This window comes from Haloflavibacter putidus, from assembly GCF_006546625.1.
In the GTDB taxonomy this organism is placed as follows: domain Bacteria; phylum Bacteroidota; class Bacteroidia; order Flavobacteriales; family Flavobacteriaceae; genus Mesonia; species Mesonia putida.
In genome coordinates this window covers 40,415-58,918 of sequence record NZ_VIAR01000001.1, presented here as the reverse complement: position 1 = coordinate 58,918, position 18,504 = coordinate 40,415, and the positions used below count along the sequence as shown (strand labels likewise).

The 18,504-nt window shown below is 36.1% G+C and carries 19 protein-coding genes and 1 tRNA gene; 16 read left to right on the top strand and 4 right to left on the bottom strand.

Annotated elements, in window-relative coordinates; genetic code table 11:
* Positions 1 to 2: 2 nt before the first annotated feature.
* A complete protein-coding gene (locus FKR84_RS00265) occupies positions 3 to 1,367 on the bottom strand; it encodes a TolC family protein (protein ID WP_141420178.1) in 1,365 nt (454 codons plus the stop codon).
* On the bottom strand, positions 1,364 to 1,969 hold the full coding sequence (locus FKR84_RS00260; RefSeq protein ID WP_141420177.1) for a TetR/AcrR family transcriptional regulator: 606 nt from the start codon (positions 1,967 to 1,969) through the stop codon (positions 1,364 to 1,366). Before FKR84_RS00260 ends, FKR84_RS00265 begins: the two co-directional genes overlap by 4 nt.
* A 135-nt stretch (positions 1,970 to 2,104) precedes the next feature.
* On the opposite strand from FKR84_RS00260, the gene FKR84_RS00255 reads away from it, so the two are divergent.
* The 3 genes from FKR84_RS00255 to odhB all read left to right on the top strand — a co-directional run bounded on the left by FKR84_RS00255 (position 2,105) and on the right by odhB (position 7,327).
* Positions 2,105 to 3,079: a polyprenyl synthetase family protein gene (locus FKR84_RS00255; protein WP_141420176.1), complete on the top strand. Its 975-nt coding sequence runs from the start codon at positions 2,105 to 2,107 to the stop codon at positions 3,077 to 3,079.
* A 125-nt stretch (positions 3,080 to 3,204) separates the two neighbouring features.
* The gene (locus tag FKR84_RS00250; protein ID WP_141420175.1) at positions 3,205 to 5,970 is read left to right on the top strand and encodes a 2-oxoglutarate dehydrogenase E1 component; all 2,766 of its coding nucleotides are present in this window, start codon (positions 3,205 to 3,207) and stop codon (positions 5,968 to 5,970) included.
* A gap of 28 nt (positions 5,971 to 5,998) precedes the next feature.
* Positions 5,999 to 7,327 carry a 2-oxoglutarate dehydrogenase complex dihydrolipoyllysine-residue succinyltransferase gene (gene odhB, locus FKR84_RS00245; protein WP_141420174.1) on the top strand — a complete coding sequence of 443 codons (1,329 nt, stop codon included), beginning with the start codon at positions 5,999 to 6,001 and terminating at the stop codon, positions 7,325 to 7,327.
* A 127-nt stretch (positions 7,328 to 7,454) separates the two neighbouring features.
* On the opposite strand, the gene FKR84_RS00240 is transcribed toward odhB, so the two are convergent.
* Positions 7,455 to 7,892, bottom strand: coding sequence for a retropepsin-like aspartic protease (locus tag FKR84_RS00240; RefSeq protein ID WP_141420173.1), 438 nt, complete (start codon positions 7,890 to 7,892; stop codon positions 7,455 to 7,457).
* A 47-nt stretch (positions 7,893 to 7,939) separates the two neighbouring features.
* Between FKR84_RS00240 and FKR84_RS00235 the strand changes: the two genes are divergently transcribed.
* The 12 genes from FKR84_RS00235 to FKR84_RS00180 all read left to right on the top strand — a co-directional run bounded on the left by FKR84_RS00235 (position 7,940) and on the right by FKR84_RS00180 (position 17,466).
* A complete protein-coding gene (locus tag FKR84_RS00235) occupies positions 7,940 to 8,713 on the top strand; it encodes a TatD family hydrolase (protein WP_141420172.1) in 774 nt (257 codons plus the stop codon).
* Between the two features lie 2 nt (positions 8,714 to 8,715).
* On the top strand, positions 8,716 to 9,744 hold the full coding sequence (locus tag FKR84_RS00230) for an asparaginase (protein WP_141420171.1): 1,029 nt from the start codon (positions 8,716 to 8,718) through the stop codon (positions 9,742 to 9,744).
* A 78-nt stretch (positions 9,745 to 9,822) separates the two neighbouring features.
* A tRNA-Ser gene (locus tag FKR84_RS00225) sits at positions 9,823 to 9,911 on the top strand.
* A gap of 77 nt (positions 9,912 to 9,988) precedes the next feature.
* Entirely contained in the window at positions 9,989 to 10,786 is a 798-nt protein-coding gene (locus FKR84_RS00220; RefSeq protein ID WP_141420170.1) for a MotA/TolQ/ExbB proton channel family protein, read from the top strand.
* A gap of 19 nt (positions 10,787 to 10,805) precedes the next feature.
* Positions 10,806 to 11,246, top strand: a complete 441-nt coding sequence (locus tag FKR84_RS00215) for a hypothetical protein (RefSeq protein WP_141420169.1) — start codon at positions 10,806 to 10,808, stop codon at positions 11,244 to 11,246.
* 10 nt (positions 11,247 to 11,256) lie between these two features.
* Complete coding sequence (locus FKR84_RS00210) at positions 11,257 to 11,871, top strand: ExbD/TolR family protein (RefSeq protein ID WP_141420168.1); 615 nt, start codon at positions 11,257 to 11,259, stop codon at positions 11,869 to 11,871.
* Positions 11,872 to 11,892: 21 nt separating this feature from the next.
* Positions 11,893 to 12,375 (top strand): ExbD/TolR family protein, encoded by a 483-nt coding sequence (locus tag FKR84_RS00205; RefSeq protein ID WP_141420167.1) that lies wholly within the window; start codon positions 11,893 to 11,895, stop codon positions 12,373 to 12,375.
* Between the two features lie 73 nt (positions 12,376 to 12,448).
* Entirely contained in the window at positions 12,449 to 13,180 is a 732-nt protein-coding gene (locus FKR84_RS00200) for a porin family protein (protein ID WP_141420166.1), read from the top strand.
* A 149-nt stretch (positions 13,181 to 13,329) separates the two neighbouring features.
* Entirely contained in the window at positions 13,330 to 15,078 is a 1,749-nt protein-coding gene (gene aspS, locus FKR84_RS00195; RefSeq protein WP_141420165.1) for an aspartate--tRNA ligase, read from the top strand.
* A gap of 57 nt (positions 15,079 to 15,135) precedes the next feature.
* Positions 15,136 to 16,908, top strand: a complete 1,773-nt coding sequence (locus tag FKR84_RS00190) for a chloride channel protein (protein WP_141420164.1) — start codon at positions 15,136 to 15,138, stop codon at positions 16,906 to 16,908.
* 10 nt (positions 16,909 to 16,918) lie between these two features.
* Positions 16,919 to 17,164 carry a hypothetical protein gene (locus FKR84_RS00185; RefSeq protein ID WP_233357611.1) on the top strand — a complete coding sequence of 82 codons (246 nt, stop codon included), beginning with the start codon at positions 16,919 to 16,921 and terminating at the stop codon, positions 17,162 to 17,164.
* Positions 17,165 to 17,268: 104 nt separating this feature from the next.
* Positions 17,269 to 17,466: a cold-shock protein gene (locus tag FKR84_RS00180; RefSeq protein WP_141420163.1), complete on the top strand. Its 198-nt coding sequence runs from the start codon at positions 17,269 to 17,271 to the stop codon at positions 17,464 to 17,466.
* 44 nt (positions 17,467 to 17,510) lie between these two features.
* On the opposite strand, the gene FKR84_RS00175 is transcribed toward FKR84_RS00180, so the two are convergent.
* Positions 17,511 to 17,966: a hypothetical protein gene (locus FKR84_RS00175; RefSeq protein ID WP_141420162.1), complete on the bottom strand. Its 456-nt coding sequence runs from the start codon at positions 17,964 to 17,966 to the stop codon at positions 17,511 to 17,513.
* Between the two features lie 182 nt (positions 17,967 to 18,148).
* Here FKR84_RS00175 and FKR84_RS00170 point away from each other — a divergent pair, with 182 nt between their 5' ends.
* Positions 18,149 to 18,502 (top strand): hypothetical protein, encoded by a 354-nt coding sequence (locus FKR84_RS00170; RefSeq protein ID WP_141420161.1) that lies wholly within the window; start codon positions 18,149 to 18,151, stop codon positions 18,500 to 18,502.
* Positions 18,503 to 18,504: the final 2 nt, after the last annotated feature.

Sequence of the window (18,504 nt, the reverse complement as noted above, 5' to 3'; positions counted from 1 at the left end):
GTTTAATTGTTATTGAAGTCTATTTGTGGCGTGTTTAATACGGTTTCTAATTTAGCTTTTGCATTGATGAGATCTAGCATAGCTTGCAAATATTCTTGTTGTGCGTTGTAGAGTTGTGTTTGCGCCTGGCGTAGATCGAAACTACCGGTTATACCTTCGCTAAATTTAATTTGATTTTTATTTTCGATACGTTCTGCCAATTTTAAGTTTTCTTTGGCAGTACGGTAACTTTCTATGGCAAAAATATAATTGCTCTTGGCTTCTTTAATGTCTAAGCGAACTTTTTCTTTGGTTTGCTCAAACTGGGTTTCTGCTTGTTCTAAAGCTATTTTGGCCTGTACGGTTTTTGCATTCCGCTTTAGCGAACTAAAAATGGGAATGTTTAAACTCACGCCCCAAATAGAAGATTGAAACCAGTCTTGGTTGTCGTTTAAAAAAGTAAATTCTTGGCTATAAGCGCTAGTGCCGTAATTTATAAATGTAGTTAGCCTAGGTAATGCCTTGCTTTTTTCTAAGTTTAATTCATGTTCTCGTTGGCTTATTTGAGTCTCTGCCAATTTATACTCTATATTTTGTTCAATATCTTCTTCAGCGTCCATTAATTCTAGCCGAATATTCTCTTCGGCAAGGTTATCTAAATTGTCTACCAAGCTTATTTCGCTTTCTATGGGAATACCCAAACTTAGGCTTAGCATGTCTTTGCTTATTTTAAGCATACGTTGTGCGTTGCGCAATTGGTTGGCATTTTGCAAAAAAGTAATGCGCAATTGGTCTACGCTTTCCTCGTCTTGCAAACCTTCTTCAAACATAGCGCGGGTTTCTTTTAGGTTTTTTTCTAAAGTTTTTTGGTTCTTTTTTAAGATGGTCAAACTTTCTTTAGCCAATAAAACATTGCCGTAAGCATCTATAACACCTTGCCGTATTTCTAAAGCAGTCTTTTGTGCATTGGTATTGGTATAATTTAGAAAAGTTTTTGCAGCTTTCACAGCCACAATATAAGAGCCGTCAAATAAAAGCTGGGTTGCCGTAGCAGTGGCAGACATAGTTTGTTTGGTGCCAAAAGTAACCGGAATATAATCTCCCGAAGGACCATCAAAAAACTCTGCCGGTAATAAGGTTACGGGTTGTTTTAGGTTGTTTTGATAGTCTACAGCGGCATCTATTTGCGGCAAGCCGTCTGCGGTGGTTTCCCACTTTCTTTTTATGGCCGCAGCAATATCTCTTCTAGCGTTAATAGCTGTATAACTACTGTCTAAAGCGTAGGTTATAGCTTCTTCTAATGTAAAACTGTATTTTTCGGTTTGGGCTTGAGTTACATTCGTATAACCAAAAATACAGAAAATAAAAATATAGCATAATTTCTTCATGAATCGCCGGATTTTGATAGGTTGTTTATGTATTCTAATCCTTTTTCGGAAGCTATTCCGCGAAGGTGATAATTTAAAAAGTGCTTTACTAAAAAAGGTATAGAGTAGCTTTTAAGGGTATAAAATTTACTGTTTCTTATGCCTTCTAAAGTCATAAAATAAAAGTTATAAACTACCTCTACATCCAAATCAGGGCGGTAATAGCCTTGCTGCATTCCTTTGGTAAGGTTGTTTACCATATACGAGCGCATATAAGTGATTTTTTTCTCCTGCAAAGCCGAATAAATCCTGGGATAATATTTTTCTAACTGAAATTGCGGCGAAAAATCTTCTTCGCGCAGACGTTGCAAGGTATACCTATGTACTTGCTGCAACTCAACTATTGGGTTTTGGTCTTTGGCAACAATATTATCTATATGATCTGTAATTTCCTTAAAGAGGGTTGAGGAACAATGCTGCACTAATTTGGCTTTGTTGTGGTAATGCGTATAGATGGTTTTTTTAGAAATGCCAAGTTCTTCGGCAATTTCATCCATCGTAACATTCTTAAACCCATAGTTTAAAAACAAATCGGTAGATGTTTTTAAAATCTTTTCTTTCATAGCGGCTGCAAAGATAGAAAAGAAACTTTTAGCTCTAAAAAAGTTTCCAAAGTTTTTTCCGTAAAGAATATCTTGGTAAAAGAAAATTTGAAATCTTTTTAATTATGGTATTTTTGTCTAAAACTAACAAAATAGATGAAGGCAGTTTCTTTTTACCAATCGGCTTTTTCTTCTTACTTGCAAGAAGAAATAAAAGTGCAAGAGCCTAAAAACCTATACGAGCCCATTTCTTATATTTTAAATATTGGTGGGAAACGCTTACGACCAGTAATGGTTTTAATGGCGGCAGAAGTATTTGGCACTTCGCATAAAAAAGCGTTAGATGCTGCTTTAGCTATAGAGGTTTTTCATAATTTTTCGCTTATGCATGATGATATTATGGATGCTGCACCCATACGCCGCGGTAAAGAAAGCGTTCATGAAAAGTGGAATATTAACACAGCTATTCTCTCTGGAGACGCAATGCTTATAAATGCATACCAACTTTTTGAAAATTACCAAGGCGCAACATTTAGAGAATTAGCAACCTTATTTACCAAAACAGCCATTAAAGTATGCGAGGGTCAACAGTATGATGTAGATTTTGAGACTATAGAAAAAGTGAGTTTAGAAGAGTATATTAAAATGATACGCTGCAAAACTGCCGTATTGGTGGGAGCTGCCTTAGAAATGGGCGCCATTATTGCTGGCGCTCAAGAAGATGCCAAAAAAATAATTTACGATTATGGTGTTAACTTAGGTATTGCATTTCAGCTACAAGATGATTATTTAGATGCTTTTGGAGATCCAGAAAGTTTTGGGAAGCAAGTAGGAGGTGATATTATAGAGAATAAAAAAACTTTTTTATACCTTAAAGCTATAGAAAAGTCTTCTGCACAAGAAGCCGCACAATTAGAGCATCTGTATACTATAACTCCTGCAGATGCTACCGAGAAGATAGAAACTGTAAAAAGTATTTTTGAAAGTAGTGGCGCAGCAACTTTGGCCAAAGCAGAAATAGAAAGATATACAGCTAAAGCTTTTGAAGTTCTAAAACAATTAGAGATAGAAGAAAATAAAAAAGAAATGCTTTTACAATTTGGTAACTCCTTAATGACTCGGACGGTATAAAAGCTTGTATGGTAGAAAAGAATAAAGGCATTATAAGATAAATTTATACTTAGAAGGGGCTTGTTGTTGCTAAAAGTTGTATTTTTGAAATGTTTAAAGAAAAAACATAATTGTAGTTTCCTCTTATGGATAAATATTCATTTCTCAATGCGGCGCACACCGCTTATTTCGCAGAACTTTACGATAAATACCTGCAGTACCCAGATAGTGTAGAACCTAGTTGGAGAGCTTTTTTTCAAGGTTTTGATTTTGGAAAAACGGTAGAAAATGGCACCGCTGAAAGAGATATGCCAATGGCGCAAGAAGAAGGCGTGGAAATTCCCGAAGTCTTCTTAAAAGAATTTAAAGTAGTACAATTGATTGACGCTTACCAAACGCGTGGTCATTTATTTACCGCAACTAACCCGGTGCGGGAACGTAGAAAATACCGGCCAACCTTAGCTTTAGAGAATTTTGGTCTATCTGAAGAAGATTTAGACAAAGAGTTTAAAGCCGGCGAGTTCTTAAAACTCGGTGCAACAAGCCTACGTAATATTGTAGAGCACTTGCAAAAAATATACTGTGAGTCTATCGGGATGGAGTATATGTTTATTCGTAAACCCCGTGAGATAAATTGGATACAGACATATATAAGAAGAAACGAAAATCATCCAAACTTTTCGGAAGAAAAGAAAAAACAAATTCTTAGAAAACTTAACCAGGCAGTTTCTTTCGAATCCTTTTTACATAGAAAATATGTTGGTCAAAAACGTTTTTCGCTGGAAGGAAATGAGACTCTTATTCCTGCTTTAGATACTTTAATAGAGCATGCAGCAGAAGTTGGCGTACATGAATTTGTGATGGGAATGGCGCACCGGGGTAGATTAAATACCTTAACCAATATTTTTGGTAAAAGCGCAAAAGATATCTTTAGCGAATTTGAAGGTAAAGATTACGAACAGGAAATTTTTGATGGAGACGTAAAATATCATTTAGGGTGGACTTCTTGTCGCAAGACAGAAAGCGGTAAAGAGATAAACCTTAATATGGCGCCAAACCCTTCTCACTTAGAAGCTGTTGGTCCTATTGTGCAAGGTATTGCGCGTGCAAAACAAGATGACCATCACTTAGACGATCCTAAAAGTGTATTACCTATTATTGTACACGGCGATGCAGCTATTGCTGGGCAAGGTGTAGTATACGAAACTATTCAGATGGCGCAATTAGAAGCCTATACTACTCAAGGTACAATTCATATAGTGGTAAACAACCAAATAGGCTTTACTACCAATTATTTAGAAGGCCGTTCTTCTACCTATTGTACAGATGTGGCGAAAATAACCAAATCGCCTGTTTTACACGTAAATGCAGACGATGCAGAAGCTGTAGTTCACGCTTCTATATTTGCTCTAGATTTTAGAATGCATTTTCAAAAAGATGTATTTATAGATTTATTAGGTTACCGAAAATATGGTCATAACGAAGGAGATGAGCCAAGATTTACTCAGCCAAAATTATATAAGGCAATTGCCAAACACGATAATTCTAGAGATATTTATGTAAAACGTCTTTTGCAAGAAAATGTAATTGACGAAGACTATGTAGAAAAATTAAAAGAAGAATATAAAAAAGAGCTAGAAGAAGATCTGGAAAGCTCTAAAAAAGAAGATAAAACCGTCATAACGCCAATTCTACAAGAAGAATGGGAAGGTTATAATTATGCTACCGAAAGTGATATGATGGAGCCGGTAGACACTACTTTTGATTTGGACAATCTTAGCAAAATTGCCAAAACTATAACCAAGCTGCCAGAAGATAAAAAATTTATGCGCAAACTCGGTAAATTAACTGAGACGCGCAGAAAAATGTATTTCGATAAAAATAAGCTAGATTGGGGTATGGCAGAACTCTTGGCTTATGGTACGTTATTGCATGAAGGTCACGACGTGCGTATGTCAGGTCAAGATGTCGAACGTGGAACTTTTTCCCATAGACATGCGGTTCTAAAGGTAGAAGATAGTGAAGAAGAAGTAATTTTACTTAACCAATTAAAAGAAGATCAAGGTGAATTTTATATTTATAACTCCTTATTGTCAGAATATGCAGTTTTAGCTTTCGATTATGGTTATTCCATGGCGAGCCCAAATAGTTTAACCATTTGGGAAGCACAGTTTGGCGATTTTAGTAATGGGGCGCAAATTGTAATAGACCAATATATTTCTGCCGCAGAAGATAAATGGAAATTACAAAATGGTATAGTAATGTTCTTGCCGCACGGTTACGAAGGTCAAGGAGCAGAACATTCTTCAGGAAGAATGGAGCGTTATTTACAACTTTGTGCTAAAGATAATATGTTCATAGCAGATGTAACTACCCCGGCAAACTTTTTCCACCTTTTAAGAAGACAAGTGAAAGTTGGGTTTAGAAAACCATTAATTGTCTTTACACCTAAGAGCTTATTGCGACACTCAAAAGTAGTTTCGCCAAAAGAAGATTTAGCAAACGGCAGTTTCCAAACCGTAATAGACGATGCAGACGCTAAAGTAGAAAAAATCAAAACTTTGGTTTTCTGTACGGGTAAATTCTATTACGACCTGTTAGAGGCAAAAGAAGAAAGAGAACGAGAAGATGTTGCTCTAGTACGTTTAGAACAACTATTTCCAATTCCTACCAGCAGAATAAGAGAAATAATAAGCAAATATGAAAACGCAGACGATTTGGTTTGGGCACAAGAAGAACCAAGAAATATGGGTGCCTATTCACACTTGCTACTGCACTTAGAAGAATTTAAAAACTTTAGGGTTTGCAGTAGGTTGTTTTACGGAGCTCCAGCAGCAGGAAGTTCAGTGCGATTTAAAAGACGACACGATCGTGTTATTGCGGGCGTTTTTGATAAAACATTAAACGAATAAAATTAAGTATACAGAAATAAATTAAATTATGGCTTTAGAAATGAAAGTCCCCTCACCGGGAGAATCTATTACAGAAGTTGAAATTGCAGAGTGGTTAGTAGAAGACGGCGACTATGTAGAAAAAGACCAAGCTATTGCAGAGGTAGACAGCGATAAAGCAACCTTAGAAATTCCTGCAGAAGCAAGCGGTGTTATTACGCTTAAAGCGGAAGAAGGAGACGTTGTAGAGGTTGGCGAAGTAATCTGCCTAATAGATACAGACGCAGAAAAATCTGGCGACGATAAAGAAGATAAATCAGAGGAAGAAGAGTCTAAAGATGACGATAAATCCGAAGATAAAAAAGACAAATCTGAAAAGTCTGAAAAAGATTTAGAAGACGATAAAGGCAAAAAAGAAAGTGAAAAGGTTAAAACCGATTCAAAATCACAAACGCCTTCTAAAGAATCTACACCAGAGCAAAAGCAAGACGATAAAAACTATGCAGAAGGAAGTCCTTCTCCTGCAGCTAAAAAGATTTTATCAGAAAAGGATATAGATCCTAAAGATGTAAAAGGAAGCGGTAAAAATGGTCGCATTACCAAAGAAGATGCGCAAAACGCCAAACCATCTATGGGTACACCGGGTAAAGGTAACCGCGGAGAAAAGCGCAAAAAAATGTCTATGTTGCGTCGCAAAGTAGCAGAACGTTTGGTGGGAGCCAAAAACGAAACTGCTATGTTAACCACCTTTAACGAGGCAGATATGACGCCAATTTTTGAATTGCGTAAAAAATATAAAGAAGACTTTAAAGAAAAACACGGTGTGAGCCTTGGTTTTATGTCTTTCTTTACCAAAGCAGTAGTAAGAGCTTTAGACGAATATCCTGCAGTAAACAGCATGATAGACGGCAAAGAAATGATTACATACGATTATAAAGATATCAGTATCGCGGTTTCAGGACCAAAAGGTTTAATGGTGCCGGTTATGCGCAATGCAGAAGATTTAAGCTTCCGCGGAATTGAACAGGAAGTAAAACGCCTTGCAACACGAGCAAGAGACGGTAAAATTACTGTAGACGAAATGACTGGTGGTACCTTTACTATTTCTAACGGGGGCGTTTTTGGCTCTATGTTATCTACTCCGATTATCAATCCGCCGCAGAGCGGAATATTAGGGATGCATAATATTCTTGAGCGTCCGGTAGCAGTAGATGGCAAAGTAGAAATTAGACCAATGATGTATTTGGCACTTTCTTACGACCATAGAATTATTGACGGAAAAGAATCTGTTGGCTTTTTAGTAGCCATAAAAGAGGCCTTAGAGAACCCCGAAGAACTTCTGATGGATAATGATGTAAAACACGCATTAGAACTCTAATTAATTTATTTTGTATACCAGCAAAAAAGCAACGAATGTCAATTCGTTGCTTTTTTTATTTTTATCCAGTGGTAGTAAACGTGCATTTGGTAAAAAAGTTTAACGTATATAAAGTCTTATAGAAAGCTTATTTCAGATAAACGCACTTTTGTTTATAATCTATTACTGCTTTGCTTTTTTGCAGAATATCTGCTCCAATAATGCCGTGCACGGTTTCTGCATCGTGTTGTATTAAAGCCTCATTTACATGCCGAAGATCAAAAAGTACCAAATCTACTTTTTTGGCTTTCCATTGGTCTATTTCCAAAACATTGTTGGCAGAAACCTGTGTAAGCATATTGGTTGCTCCGGCCCCCGCGGCTTTAATATCGCTATCTTCTGCAAAGAGCTTAAAATGCTCTGCCGTATTTGTGCCCACGCACGAACTGGAGGCACCGGTATCTAATAAAAAAATACCTTCAACGCCATTTATTTTGGCAGGAATCTCTAAGTGGTTGGTAGCAGTAATTTGTAATTTTATACGTTTGTAGCCTTTATCGGTTAAAAGTTTGCGTAAACTTGCCATCTCTTTTTGAGCAAATATAATTGAACAATTTAAATTACCTTCGCAAAATGACGTTAATAGACACACACGCACATTTATACAGTGAAGCTTTTGAAGAAGATAGAAAAGAAGTTGTAGATCGAGCAATAGCAGCCGGAGTAGAAAAAATATTTTTACCCGCCATAGATTCGGCTACCACACAGGCAATGTATGATTTGGCAGAAGCTTATCCAGGCAAAATGCATTTGATGATGGGCTTGCATCCGTGCTCTGTACAAGAAGCATATAAAGAAGAATTGAAGCACGTTGAAGAGCAATTCCGTAAAGATAAAAAGTTCTACGCAGTAGGGGAAATAGGTATAGATCTGCATTGGGATAAATCTACTTTGTCTATGCAACAGGATGCTTTTAGGAAACAAATAAAACTCGCAAAAAAATTAGGTCTGCCCATAGTAATTCACTGCAGGAAAGCCTTTGATGAGATTTTTGAAATATTAGAAGAAGAAAAAGACGAAAAGCTTTACGGAATATTTCATTGCTTTACCGGAAATTTAGAACAAGCCCATCAAGCCTTATCTTATAATTTAAAATTAGGAATTGGGGGCGTGGTTACTTTTAAAAATGGTAAGATAGATAAGTTTTTAGACCAAATACCACTTTCTGAAATTGTTTTGGAAACAGATGCTCCTTATTTGGCGCCGAGTCCCTTCCGCGGTAAGCGAAATGAAAGTGCTTATTTGGTTGAAATTAAAAAAAAATTAGCTGAAATTTACGGTTTGTCTTGGGAAGAAATAGCCGAGCAGACTACCAAAAATGCTAAAGAAATTTTTAGAATAGTTTAAGTATGTCTAATAATTCTAAAATATTGCTCATTTATACCGGTGGTACCATTGGTATGATAAAAGATTTTGAAACCGGAGCTTTAAAAGCTTTCAATTTTAACGAGCTTTTGCAAAAAATTCCGGAATTACGTCTGTTGGAGCACGAGATAGATACGGTGAGTTTTGAAGAACCCATAGATTCTTCTAATATGAACCCTGAATATTATATAAAAATAGCCGGAATTATAGAAGAAAATTACGATAATTACGATGGTTTTGTTGTTTTGCACGGTAGCGACACGATGTCTTATTCTGCATCGGCACTTGGTTTTATATTAGAAAATTTAAATAAACCAATTATTTATACCGGCTCGCAATTACCCATTGGAGATTTGCGCACAGACGCCAAAGAAAATCTCATTACCTCTATACAATTGGCCGGATTAAAGAAAAACGGCAAAACAGTTATAAATGAAGTAGGTCTTTATTTTGAATATAAGCTCTATCGTGCTAATCGAACTACTAAAATAAATGCTGAGCATTTTCAGGCTTTTTCTTCTTTAAATTATCCAGCTTTAGCACAATCTGGTGTGCATTTAACGGTAAACGAAAGCATTTTAAAACGCCCAAACCGGCGTAAAAAACTAATTGTACATAAAGAATTAGACAATAATGTGATGGTTTTAAAGTTATTTCCGGGAATAAATGCGCAATTAATACAGCAAATCATTCAAATAAAAGGATTAAAAGGTATTGTTTTAGAAACCTATGGTAGCGGAAATGCTTGCAACGAAGATTGGTTTATAAAATTAATTAAAGAGGCTTTGCAAAAAGGTATTTTAATAGTAAATGTAACCCAATGCATTGGCGGCAGTGTGGCAATGGGTCATTATGAGACAAGTACGCGATTAAAACGGCTTGGCGTTATCTCTGGAAAAGACATAACTACAGAGGCAGCAATAGCTAAAATGATGTATTTGCTACCCAAAGAATTGTCTCCTAAAGTTTTTAAAACTATCTATGAAACCTCCTTGCGGGGGGAAATGTTGTAAAATTAACGCAACATATTTTTAGGAGTAGTTTTTTTTTTGTTATTTGCAAGCCGTTTTTCGAGTAGAATAATGTAATTTAGAGAGGTGGCCGAGTGGTCGAAGGCGCACGCCTGGAAAGTGTGTATTCCGTTATCGCGGAATCGAGGGTTCGAATCCCTTCCTCTCTGCTAAATTTTCATTTTTCATAACTGATATTTTTTATATATATTTAACCTTTTAACTAATTAAATTAAGACAACACGTAATGAGAAGATTATTTTCTATTCTGGTAATCGCTACAATTATGGTCTTTGGAGGCCTTACTGCGAACGCGACTAATAGTGTAAATGCAATGCCTTCAGCAACAGTAAATTTTGTTCAAGATGATCAAGATGCTGCTGGTGATCAAGCAGCAACTGAGGAAAACTTAAGTTTTCACCAAACTTTGAAAAAACGATTTATAGAAGGAGGCCCGGTTTTTATGGGAATTGTTCTATTGTGTTTAATCCTTGGATTGGCAATTGCTATTGAGCGTATTATTTATTTAAACTTATCTACAACCAATTCTAAGAAATTGGCTCAAAATGTAGAAGACGCTTTAAACAGTGGTGGTATAGAAGCCGCTAAAGATGTATGTAGAAATACTTCTGGTCCTGTAGCCTCTATTTATTATCAAGGTTTAGACCGCGCAGACGAAAGTACAGAAGCAGCAGAAAAAGCTGTGGTAGCTTATGGAGGCGTACAAATGGGGCAACTTGAGAAAAACGTTTCTTGGGTAGCATTGTTTATTGCTTTGGCTCCTATGCTTGGGTTTATGGGTACTGTATTAGGTATGATTGATGCTTTTGATAGAATTGAAGCAGCCGGCGATATGCAGCCATCTTTAGTGGCAAGAGGTATTAAAATTGCCTTACTTACTACGGTATTTGGTCTTATTGTAGCGGTAATCCTACAGATTTTTTACAACTATATTATTGCAAAAATAGACAGTATTGTAAACGATATGGAAGATGCTTCCATTACTTTGATAGATATCTTAGTAGCACACAAAAACAGAAGATAATACTTAACATACAGCAATTATGACTTTACATAAAGTTTTAAAATATTTGGCAATCGTTATCGGGGTAATCGGGCTTATCTTCTTAGGAAGAATAGTCGTAGCCGGTGACGATGCTATTAAAGCCTCGGGAGACATGCAAGCCAGTATGTTAGACCCGTTTATCTATCTAACCTATGCAGTTTTAGCAGTAATTATAGTGTTGGTGGCAATATTTGTGGTAAAAGGTTTAATTACCGGCAATATTAAAAAGACCTTGTTGTCTATTGGTATATTTGCAGTGGTAGTTTTAATTTCTTACTTTATTGCAGAACCAACGGTTAATTTCGAATTAGCTGCAGGTTCAAGCGTAGATGAAACTACTTCTATTTGGGTAGATACCGGTCTTAGAACCTTTTATATACTTGCTATTGTAGCAGTAGGTACTATGGTTTTCTCAGGCGTTAAAAAATTAATTAAGTAACAAACATATTATGGCAAAAAGATCGGCACCAGAAGTTAATGCAGGATCTATGGCAGATATAGCCTTCTTGTTATTGATCTTTTTCTTGGTAACAACTACTATCGAAACCGATAAAGGTATCAACAGTAAATTGCCGCCAATAGAAGATCAACCGGAAGATCCACCACCAATTAAACAGAAAAATATTTTTATGGTATTGGTTAATCAGAATAATAAACTATTGGTAGAAGATGAGCCAATGAAGTTAACCAATTTGCGTGAAGCAGCTATAGAGTTTCTAGATAATGGCGGCGGAACTGGAGACGAAGCGTGTAATTATTGTCAAGGAGATGGTAATCCGGAATCGTCAGATAATCCTGTGAAAGCAATTATTTCTTTGCAAAATGACCGGGAGACAGAATACGGAACCTATATTGCTGTTAGAAACGAACTTACCGCAGCTTACAATGCTTTACGGAATAGAGAGGCACAGCGTTTATTCGGGACTTCTTTTGTAGAGTTGGAAAGTCGTTTTAACGATCCTGATTTTGAAGGAGATATCGATAAACTGAAAGAGAAAATAGGTCGTATACGAGATATGTATCCAATGAAACTTTCGGAAGCAGAACCCAAGAAAAGAAACTAATTAGGACTAAGAAATTAAGTTATGTCTAAATTTAAAAAGAAAAAAGACGGAGATCTACCTGCTATATCAACGGCATCATTACCGGATATTGTTTTTATGTTGTTGTTCTTCTTTATGGTTGCTACAGTAATGCGTCAAAATACTTTGATGATTCAAAACGACTTGCCGTATGCAGACCAAGTAGAGAAGCTGCAGAAGAAAGATTTAATTATGTATATCTATGCAGGAAAACCCAGCGAACGATACCAAAGTCAATACGGTTCTGAAGCCAGGGTGCAACTTAATGATAAGTTCGCAGATGTCTCAGATATACAGCAATTTGTAATAGAAGAAAGAGAGTCTAAGCGAGAAGAGTTGCAAAACAACTTAACCGCAGCACTTAAAATAGATACAGAGACCAATATGGGCTTGGTATCAGATATTAAGTACGAATTGCGTAGAGCAGAGCAATACCGGGTTAATTACACAACCAAAACAGGAGAAGCTTCTAAAAATATGCAATAAAGATTATCGTGTATAGAAAATAATTTTGAAAAAACATCCAACAAGAGTTGGATGTTTTTTTATCTTAAGCCCTATGAAAACTATCCTAATAAGTTTTTTTTTATGCTGCTTCTTGTTTCCTGCTTTGGTAGTAGGACAAGAAAATACTTTAGAAGAGTCTGAAAACGATACTATTGTTTTATCGCCAGATAAAGTAGATAAGTTGTATAGAGAAGATCAATTCTATTTTGGTTTTAGCTTTAACCTGCTTTCCAATCGGCCGCCCGGTGTTTCTCAATCCGGTTTCTCCGGTGGTTTGCATGTGGGTTTTATTAGAGATATGCCTGTAAATAAACAAAGAAATATTGCTTTTGGAGCCGGTTTGGGCTTATCTGCAAATTCGTATGGTCTTAATTTATTGATTGCCGAAGAAAACCAAAATACCATTTTTCAAGTATTAGGAAAAGATATTGGTTATGAAACCAACAGGTATTCTACCTATTTGGTAGAAGCTCCATTACAATTTAGATGGCGAACTTCTACCCCAGAAAGTCATAAATTCTGGCGCATCTACGCCGGTTTACGATTTGGTTATATGTTTCATTTTAAATCTAATTTTAAGCAAGCAAACAAGCAAATTGTACAACGCAATATAGATGAGTTAAACCGGTTTAGAACCGGACTAACCTTTAGCTTTGGGTACAATACCTTTAACTTTCACGTCTACTATAGTTTAAACCCCTTATTTGATGCAAATACCTTAGAAAATGCCAATCCGGTGGGTTTAAATACTATAAAACTCGGGTTAATGTTTTACATTTTATAGAGCATTTAATTCCGTAAAGAGAAAAATACCCTTTTTATTATTTTGTTGTTAAATTAAACTTTAAAAATTGTCCACTAATTTTATAGAGGGTTTAATAGTAGAAGAACGTATATCTTCTTATTTTTGCAGCCAAATTTTAATGCAAGACTATGTATAGAAGTCATAATAACGGAGAGTTAAGAATAGAGCAAGTTGGTAAAACGGTTAAATTAACCGGGTGGGTTCAAAAAATAAGAGATAAAGGTTTTATGATTTGGGTAGATCTTCGCGACAGATACGGCCTTACCCAATTGGTTTTTGATCAAGAACGCAGCTCTGCAAAAGTGATGGAAATTGCAGAAAAAATAGGACGTGAATTTGTAATACAAGTAGAAGGAAAAGTAATTGAGCGGGAGTCTAAAAACCCAAAAATGCCTACCGGCGATATAGAAATTCTTGTAAAAGAGATTGACGTTCTTAATCAATCTAAAAATCCACCTTTTACCATAGAGGACGCCACAGATGGCGGAGAAGAATTGCGCATGAAATATCGTTATTTAGATTTGCGTCGCAATCCGGTAAAAGAGAAATTAATCTTACGGCACAAAGTAACTATGGCGGTTCGTAATTATTTGTCTCAACAAGATTTTGTAGAAATAGAAACACCTTATTTAATAAAATCTACGCCAGAAGGCGCCAGAGACTTTGTAGTACCAAGCCGTATGAACGAAGGGCAGTTTTACGCTTTGCCACAATCGCCACAAACTTTTAAACAATTGTTGATGGTAGGCGGTTTAGATAAGTATTTTCAAATTGTAAAATGTTTTAGGGACGAAGATTTACGCGCAGACCGGCAACCGGAATTTACGCAAATAGATTGCGAAATGGCCTTTGTAGAGCAAGAAGATGTTCTTAACTATTTTGAAGGGCTTACGCGCCATTTATTAAAAGAAATAAAAAATGTAGAAGTAGGAGAGTTTCCGCGTATAACCTATGATGAAGCAATGCGACTTTACGGAAATGATAAACCCGATATTCGTTTTGGGATGCAATTTGGCGAGTTAAACGCTGTAACACAACACAAAGATTTCAAGATTTTTAATGAAGCAGAATTGGTAGTGGGTATTGCCATTCCGGGCGGAGCAGATTACAGTAGAAAAGAAATAGATAAATTAATCAATTGGGTAAAACGTCCGCAAGTTGGTGCACAAGGTATGGTTTACGCCAAATATAACACCGATGGCAGCTTTAAAACTTCGGTAGATAAATTTTATGATGAAGAAGATTTTAAGAAATGGGCAGAGAAAACCAACGCCAAACGGGGAGATTTAATATGTATTCTTTCTGGAGATATCAATAAAACCAGAGCGCAACTAAGCGCTTTACGTATGGAAATGGCAGAACGTTTAAACCTGCGCCATCCAGAAGAATTTGCTCCACTATGGGTTGTAGATTTCCCGCTATTAGAATGGGACGAAGAAACAAAACGTTACCATGCTATGCACCACCCGTTTACTGCGCCAAAAGTTGGACAAATGGCCAAGATGGCTACAGATCCGGGTTCAGTAAAAGCCAATGCGTACGATTTGGTGCTTAACGGAAACGAAATTGGCGGTGGTTCTATTAGAATTCACAATAAAAAAATACAAGCTCAAATGTTTGAGTATTTAGGCTTTACGGAAGAAGAAGCGCAAAAGCAATTTGGCTTTTTAATGAATGCTTTTGAGTATGGAGCTCCGCCACACGGTGGTATTGCATTTGGTTTAGACAGATTGGTGGCAATACTTGGCGGCCAGGAAAGTATTAGAGACTTTATTGCTTTTCCTAAAAACAATGCCGGTAGAGATGTTATGATAGATGCTCCCGCCGCAATAGATGAGCAACAACTCAAAGACCTTAACTTGCAATTACGCGAGTAATTTTGTTCTAGTTTAAAAGCGGGTAAAATTAAATTAGTGGAGATGATTGGGTAGCTTATGTTGAAAAATAAAAGTGCTTTTACCAAATTTTTAATTTGGAGGTATAAACACATCTCCAATAATAATTTTATATACATACTGGCTATAGTAATCGGGCTTTTGGCTGGTCTGGCATCGGTGGTGTTAAAAAATGCCACGCACTTTATTGCCTCTTTATTTGAACAGGGAAGTCTACAAAACTACCACCACTTGTTTTATTTTTTATTTCCATCTGTAGGTTTACTGTTGGTGTTTTTTATTAGTAAATACATTTTAAAAACCGGGGTGGGGCACGGAATCCCGATGGCGCTTTTTTCCATTTCTCAAAAGGAAGGAAAAATGGAGCGTCGCAATATAATTAGTTCCTTATTAACCGCTCCTATTACGGTTGGTTTTGGCGGTTCGGTAGGTTTAGAAGGACCATCGGTCGCTACCGGAGCTTCTGTGGGATCTAATATTGCTAAATTGTTTCATATGAATCCGCAAACCAGAAAATTACTTCTGGTCTGTGCAGCAGCTGGTTCTTTATCGGCTATTTTTAAAGCGCCCATTGCCGCAATTTTATTTGCCGTAGAAGTTTTTAGTTTAGACCTTACCTTTGCTTCTTTGGTGCCTTTGCTTTTAGCTTCCATTTCGGCAGTTATAACGCGTATGTTTTTTATAGGCGAGCAATATATTGTCAATTTTAGTAATATAGATGCTTTTAAAATCTCAGATCTTGCATTCTATGCTTTATTAGGTGTTTTAACCGCGGTGGTTTCTATCTACTTTTCTAAGGTTTATTTTGCGATAGAACGCCAGTTTTCAAAATTTAAAAATCAATTGCTAAAAGTTGGTTTGGCAGGCGTTATTCTTGGTGTTTTAACTTTTGCCGTTCCGCCACTTTACGGAGAAGGCTTTGGCTTTATGAATAATTTGATAGCCCAAGATCACGAATTAGCTTTTAGCGGATTTTACTTTCAGGAATGGTTGGGTAACAACTGGACAATTATTGGTCTAGTTTTAGGTCTTATTTTACTTAAACCCATTGCTACCGCTGTTACCCTTAGTGGTGGTGGAGTGGGAGGCGTTTTTGCACCGGTTTTATTTTTGGGGGCTGTAACCGGTAGTTTTTTTGTAAACCTTTCTAATAGTTTGGGTTTTAACCTATCTAATAGTAACTTTACTATGGTGGGAATGGCTGGTCTTATGGCCGGTGTTTTGCACGCGCCGCTTACCGCAATGTTTTTAATTGCCGAAATTACCGGCGGTTATCAATTATTTGTGCCGCTTATGATAAGTGTGGCCATTTCTTTTTTGATAAGCCGCAGCCAGTTGAGCTATAATATTTATACCAAAGAACTAAAGGAAAGCGATAAGCTCATTACTCAAGATAAAGATAAAGCGGTGTTGACTTTACTGAAATTAGATCAAATTATCGAAACTAATTTTATAAGCCTAAAGCCTAAAATGACTTTAAAGAAAATGTTGTTGCAGGGCGTGGCGAAATCTAAACGCAATCTTTTTCCGGTGTTAGATGACGAAGGTATTTTGGTTGGCGTCATTACGTTAGACGATGTGCGCGAGATTATGTTTGACACCTCTTTGTACGACTCTGTTTTGGTCGAATTTTTGATGCACGACCCACCAGAGTATATCTATTACGGGAAAGACAATATGCAGCGGGTAATGAATAAATTTCAAAATACCAGTGCGTGGAATTTACCTGTAATAAAAGAGGGTAAGTATGTAGGTTTTGTTTCAAAATCTAAAATGCTTACCGCTTACCGCAGAAAATTAATAAGTTATTAAATTATATATTATGTTGACTAAAATAATTTGGGTGATTTTTATAAGTATTGTGATAGCAGTAGGAGTTGGTTTTTATTTTAGGATAATAGAAGAAGATTTTGCTACCGGCGACAAAATAATTGGCGTAGCGGTTTTGGCTTCTTGCTTTATATTAATGCCTTTATTCTTATTTAAGACTTGGCGCGGAAAACGCCTAAAAGATTATACCTTAAGCCCGGAAAATCTGAAAAAAATGAAAGAAAAAGGAATCGATTAAAGCAATAGTTTAAAAAATATTTAAAAATAATAGAAGATTTACAAGTGTTCTCGGTTTTTTATACGTAGTTTTGTCGCTTATTATTAATTATTATTTTTATTACAATGGAAGGTACAGTTAAATTTTTCAATGAATCCAAAGGTTACGGATTTATTACTAACGACGAAACAGGTAAAGACATTTTTGTTCACGTTACCGGTCTTAACGGCGAAACTTTAGACGAAGGAGATAAAGTAGAGTACGAAGAAGAAGAAGGAAGAAAAGGTATGACCGCAGCTCAAGTGCGCGTTATCCACGAATAATATAAACCTATTATTTTTAGTTTTTTTCGTAAACACCGCTATTTTTAGCGGTGTTTTTTTATGCGTTTTAATGAGCCACCCAAAACATTTTTTTGCTCCGGTATAAAGCGCAAATGCTCCTCGTCTATAATTTCTAACCGCATTTCTGTTATTTTTTCTAAGCCTTTTTGTTCTTTAGTAAGCGGCAAATTGCGGTCTTGCTTTTTCAAATCTTCAATAGCTTGAATCTTTTCTACATTTAAATAAAACTTATCTTCTATCTTTTTATAATGGCCGCTATAAACAGAGCAACCCGTATATTTAAAAGTTTTATCCGAAAATAAAACAAGATCTCCCGCTTGCCCCAAATAACGATAACCTTGTGCTAAACTGGAAAATTTATCTAAAAAAGTGTTTTGTTCGCCTTTATAAACAATAGAATCGGTTGGGTAGGTTTCTTGGCAATAAGATTTAACGGAGGCAAAAAGCAGAGCTAACAAAACAAGATAGGATTTGAACATTTTCACAGTTTTACTAAAAATAATATTTTCCGTAAAGAGTAAGACAGTTTAGAGATATAAAATTACATAAAACAGAAGATTTGTCCGTATATCGTATTTATAAAGAAAGCAAACCGCTTTAATTTTTACCTAAACAAAAAAATTGTAAATTTAAATACTCTTGCTAACCAACCGTTTTTACTATGCAAAAAACCTGTTTAGAATGTGACGAAAAAATTATTGGCCGGGCCGATAAGAAGTTTTGTAACGATTATTGTAGAAATGCCTATAACAACAAGCGCAACAAAGACGCTAAAAATCTAATAAGAAATATAAATAACCGTTTACGGAAAAACTACCGGATTTTGGAAGAGCTAAATCCCGATAAAAAAACCAAAACCAGCCGTTCTACACTTATTAATAAAGGCTTTAGCTTTACTTATTTTACCGAACTTTATACCACCAAAAAAGGTACGGTTTACTATTTTGTTTATGACCAAGGTTATTTGCCCTTAGAAAATGATTATTACGCCTTAGTGCGAAAAACTACCAACTAATC

Excerpts from the sequence above, each read along its gene's own strand:
- FKR84_RS00200 (WP_141420166.1), top strand. The coding sequence starts at position 12,449 with ATGAAAACTATCCTAATAAGTTTTTTTTTATGCTGCTTCTTGTTTCCT.
- FKR84_RS00260 (WP_141420177.1), bottom strand. The coding sequence starts at position 1,969 with ATGAAAGAAAAGATTTTAAAAACATCTACCGATTTGTTTTTAAACTAT.
- FKR84_RS00180 (WP_141420163.1), top strand. The coding sequence starts at position 17,269 with ATGGAAGGTACAGTTAAATTTTTCAATGAATCCAAAGGTTACGGATTT.
- FKR84_RS00175 (WP_141420162.1), bottom strand. The coding sequence starts at position 17,966 with ATGTTCAAATCCTATCTTGTTTTGTTAGCTCTGCTTTTTGCCTCCGTT.
- FKR84_RS00235 (WP_141420172.1), top strand. The coding sequence starts at position 7,940 with ATGACGTTAATAGACACACACGCACATTTATACAGTGAAGCTTTTGAA.
- FKR84_RS00190 (WP_141420164.1), top strand. The coding sequence starts at position 15,136 with ATGTTGAAAAATAAAAGTGCTTTTACCAAATTTTTAATTTGGAGGTAT.
- odhB (WP_141420174.1), top strand. The coding sequence starts at position 5,999 with ATGGCTTTAGAAATGAAAGTCCCCTCACCGGGAGAATCTATTACAGAA.
- FKR84_RS00170 (WP_141420161.1), top strand. The coding sequence starts at position 18,149 with ATGCAAAAAACCTGTTTAGAATGTGACGAAAAAATTATTGGCCGGGCC.
- aspS (WP_141420165.1), top strand. The coding sequence starts at position 13,330 with ATGTATAGAAGTCATAATAACGGAGAGTTAAGAATAGAGCAAGTTGGT.
- FKR84_RS00250 (WP_141420175.1), top strand. The coding sequence starts at position 3,205 with ATGGATAAATATTCATTTCTCAATGCGGCGCACACCGCTTATTTCGCA.
- FKR84_RS00210 (WP_141420168.1), top strand. The coding sequence starts at position 11,257 with ATGGCAAAAAGATCGGCACCAGAAGTTAATGCAGGATCTATGGCAGAT.
- FKR84_RS00185 (WP_233357611.1), top strand. The coding sequence starts at position 16,919 with ATGTTGACTAAAATAATTTGGGTGATTTTTATAAGTATTGTGATAGCA.
- FKR84_RS00215 (WP_141420169.1), top strand. The coding sequence starts at position 10,806 with ATGACTTTACATAAAGTTTTAAAATATTTGGCAATCGTTATCGGGGTA.
- FKR84_RS00240 (WP_141420173.1), bottom strand. The coding sequence starts at position 7,892 with ATGGCAAGTTTACGCAAACTTTTAACCGATAAAGGCTACAAACGTATA.
- FKR84_RS00220 (WP_141420170.1), top strand. The coding sequence starts at position 9,989 with ATGAGAAGATTATTTTCTATTCTGGTAATCGCTACAATTATGGTCTTT.
- FKR84_RS00265 (WP_141420178.1), bottom strand. The coding sequence starts at position 1,367 with ATGAAGAAATTATGCTATATTTTTATTTTCTGTATTTTTGGTTATACG.
- FKR84_RS00255 (WP_141420176.1), top strand. The coding sequence starts at position 2,105 with ATGAAGGCAGTTTCTTTTTACCAATCGGCTTTTTCTTCTTACTTGCAA.
- FKR84_RS00205 (WP_141420167.1), top strand. The coding sequence starts at position 11,893 with ATGTCTAAATTTAAAAAGAAAAAAGACGGAGATCTACCTGCTATATCA.
- FKR84_RS00230 (WP_141420171.1), top strand. The coding sequence starts at position 8,716 with ATGTCTAATAATTCTAAAATATTGCTCATTTATACCGGTGGTACCATT.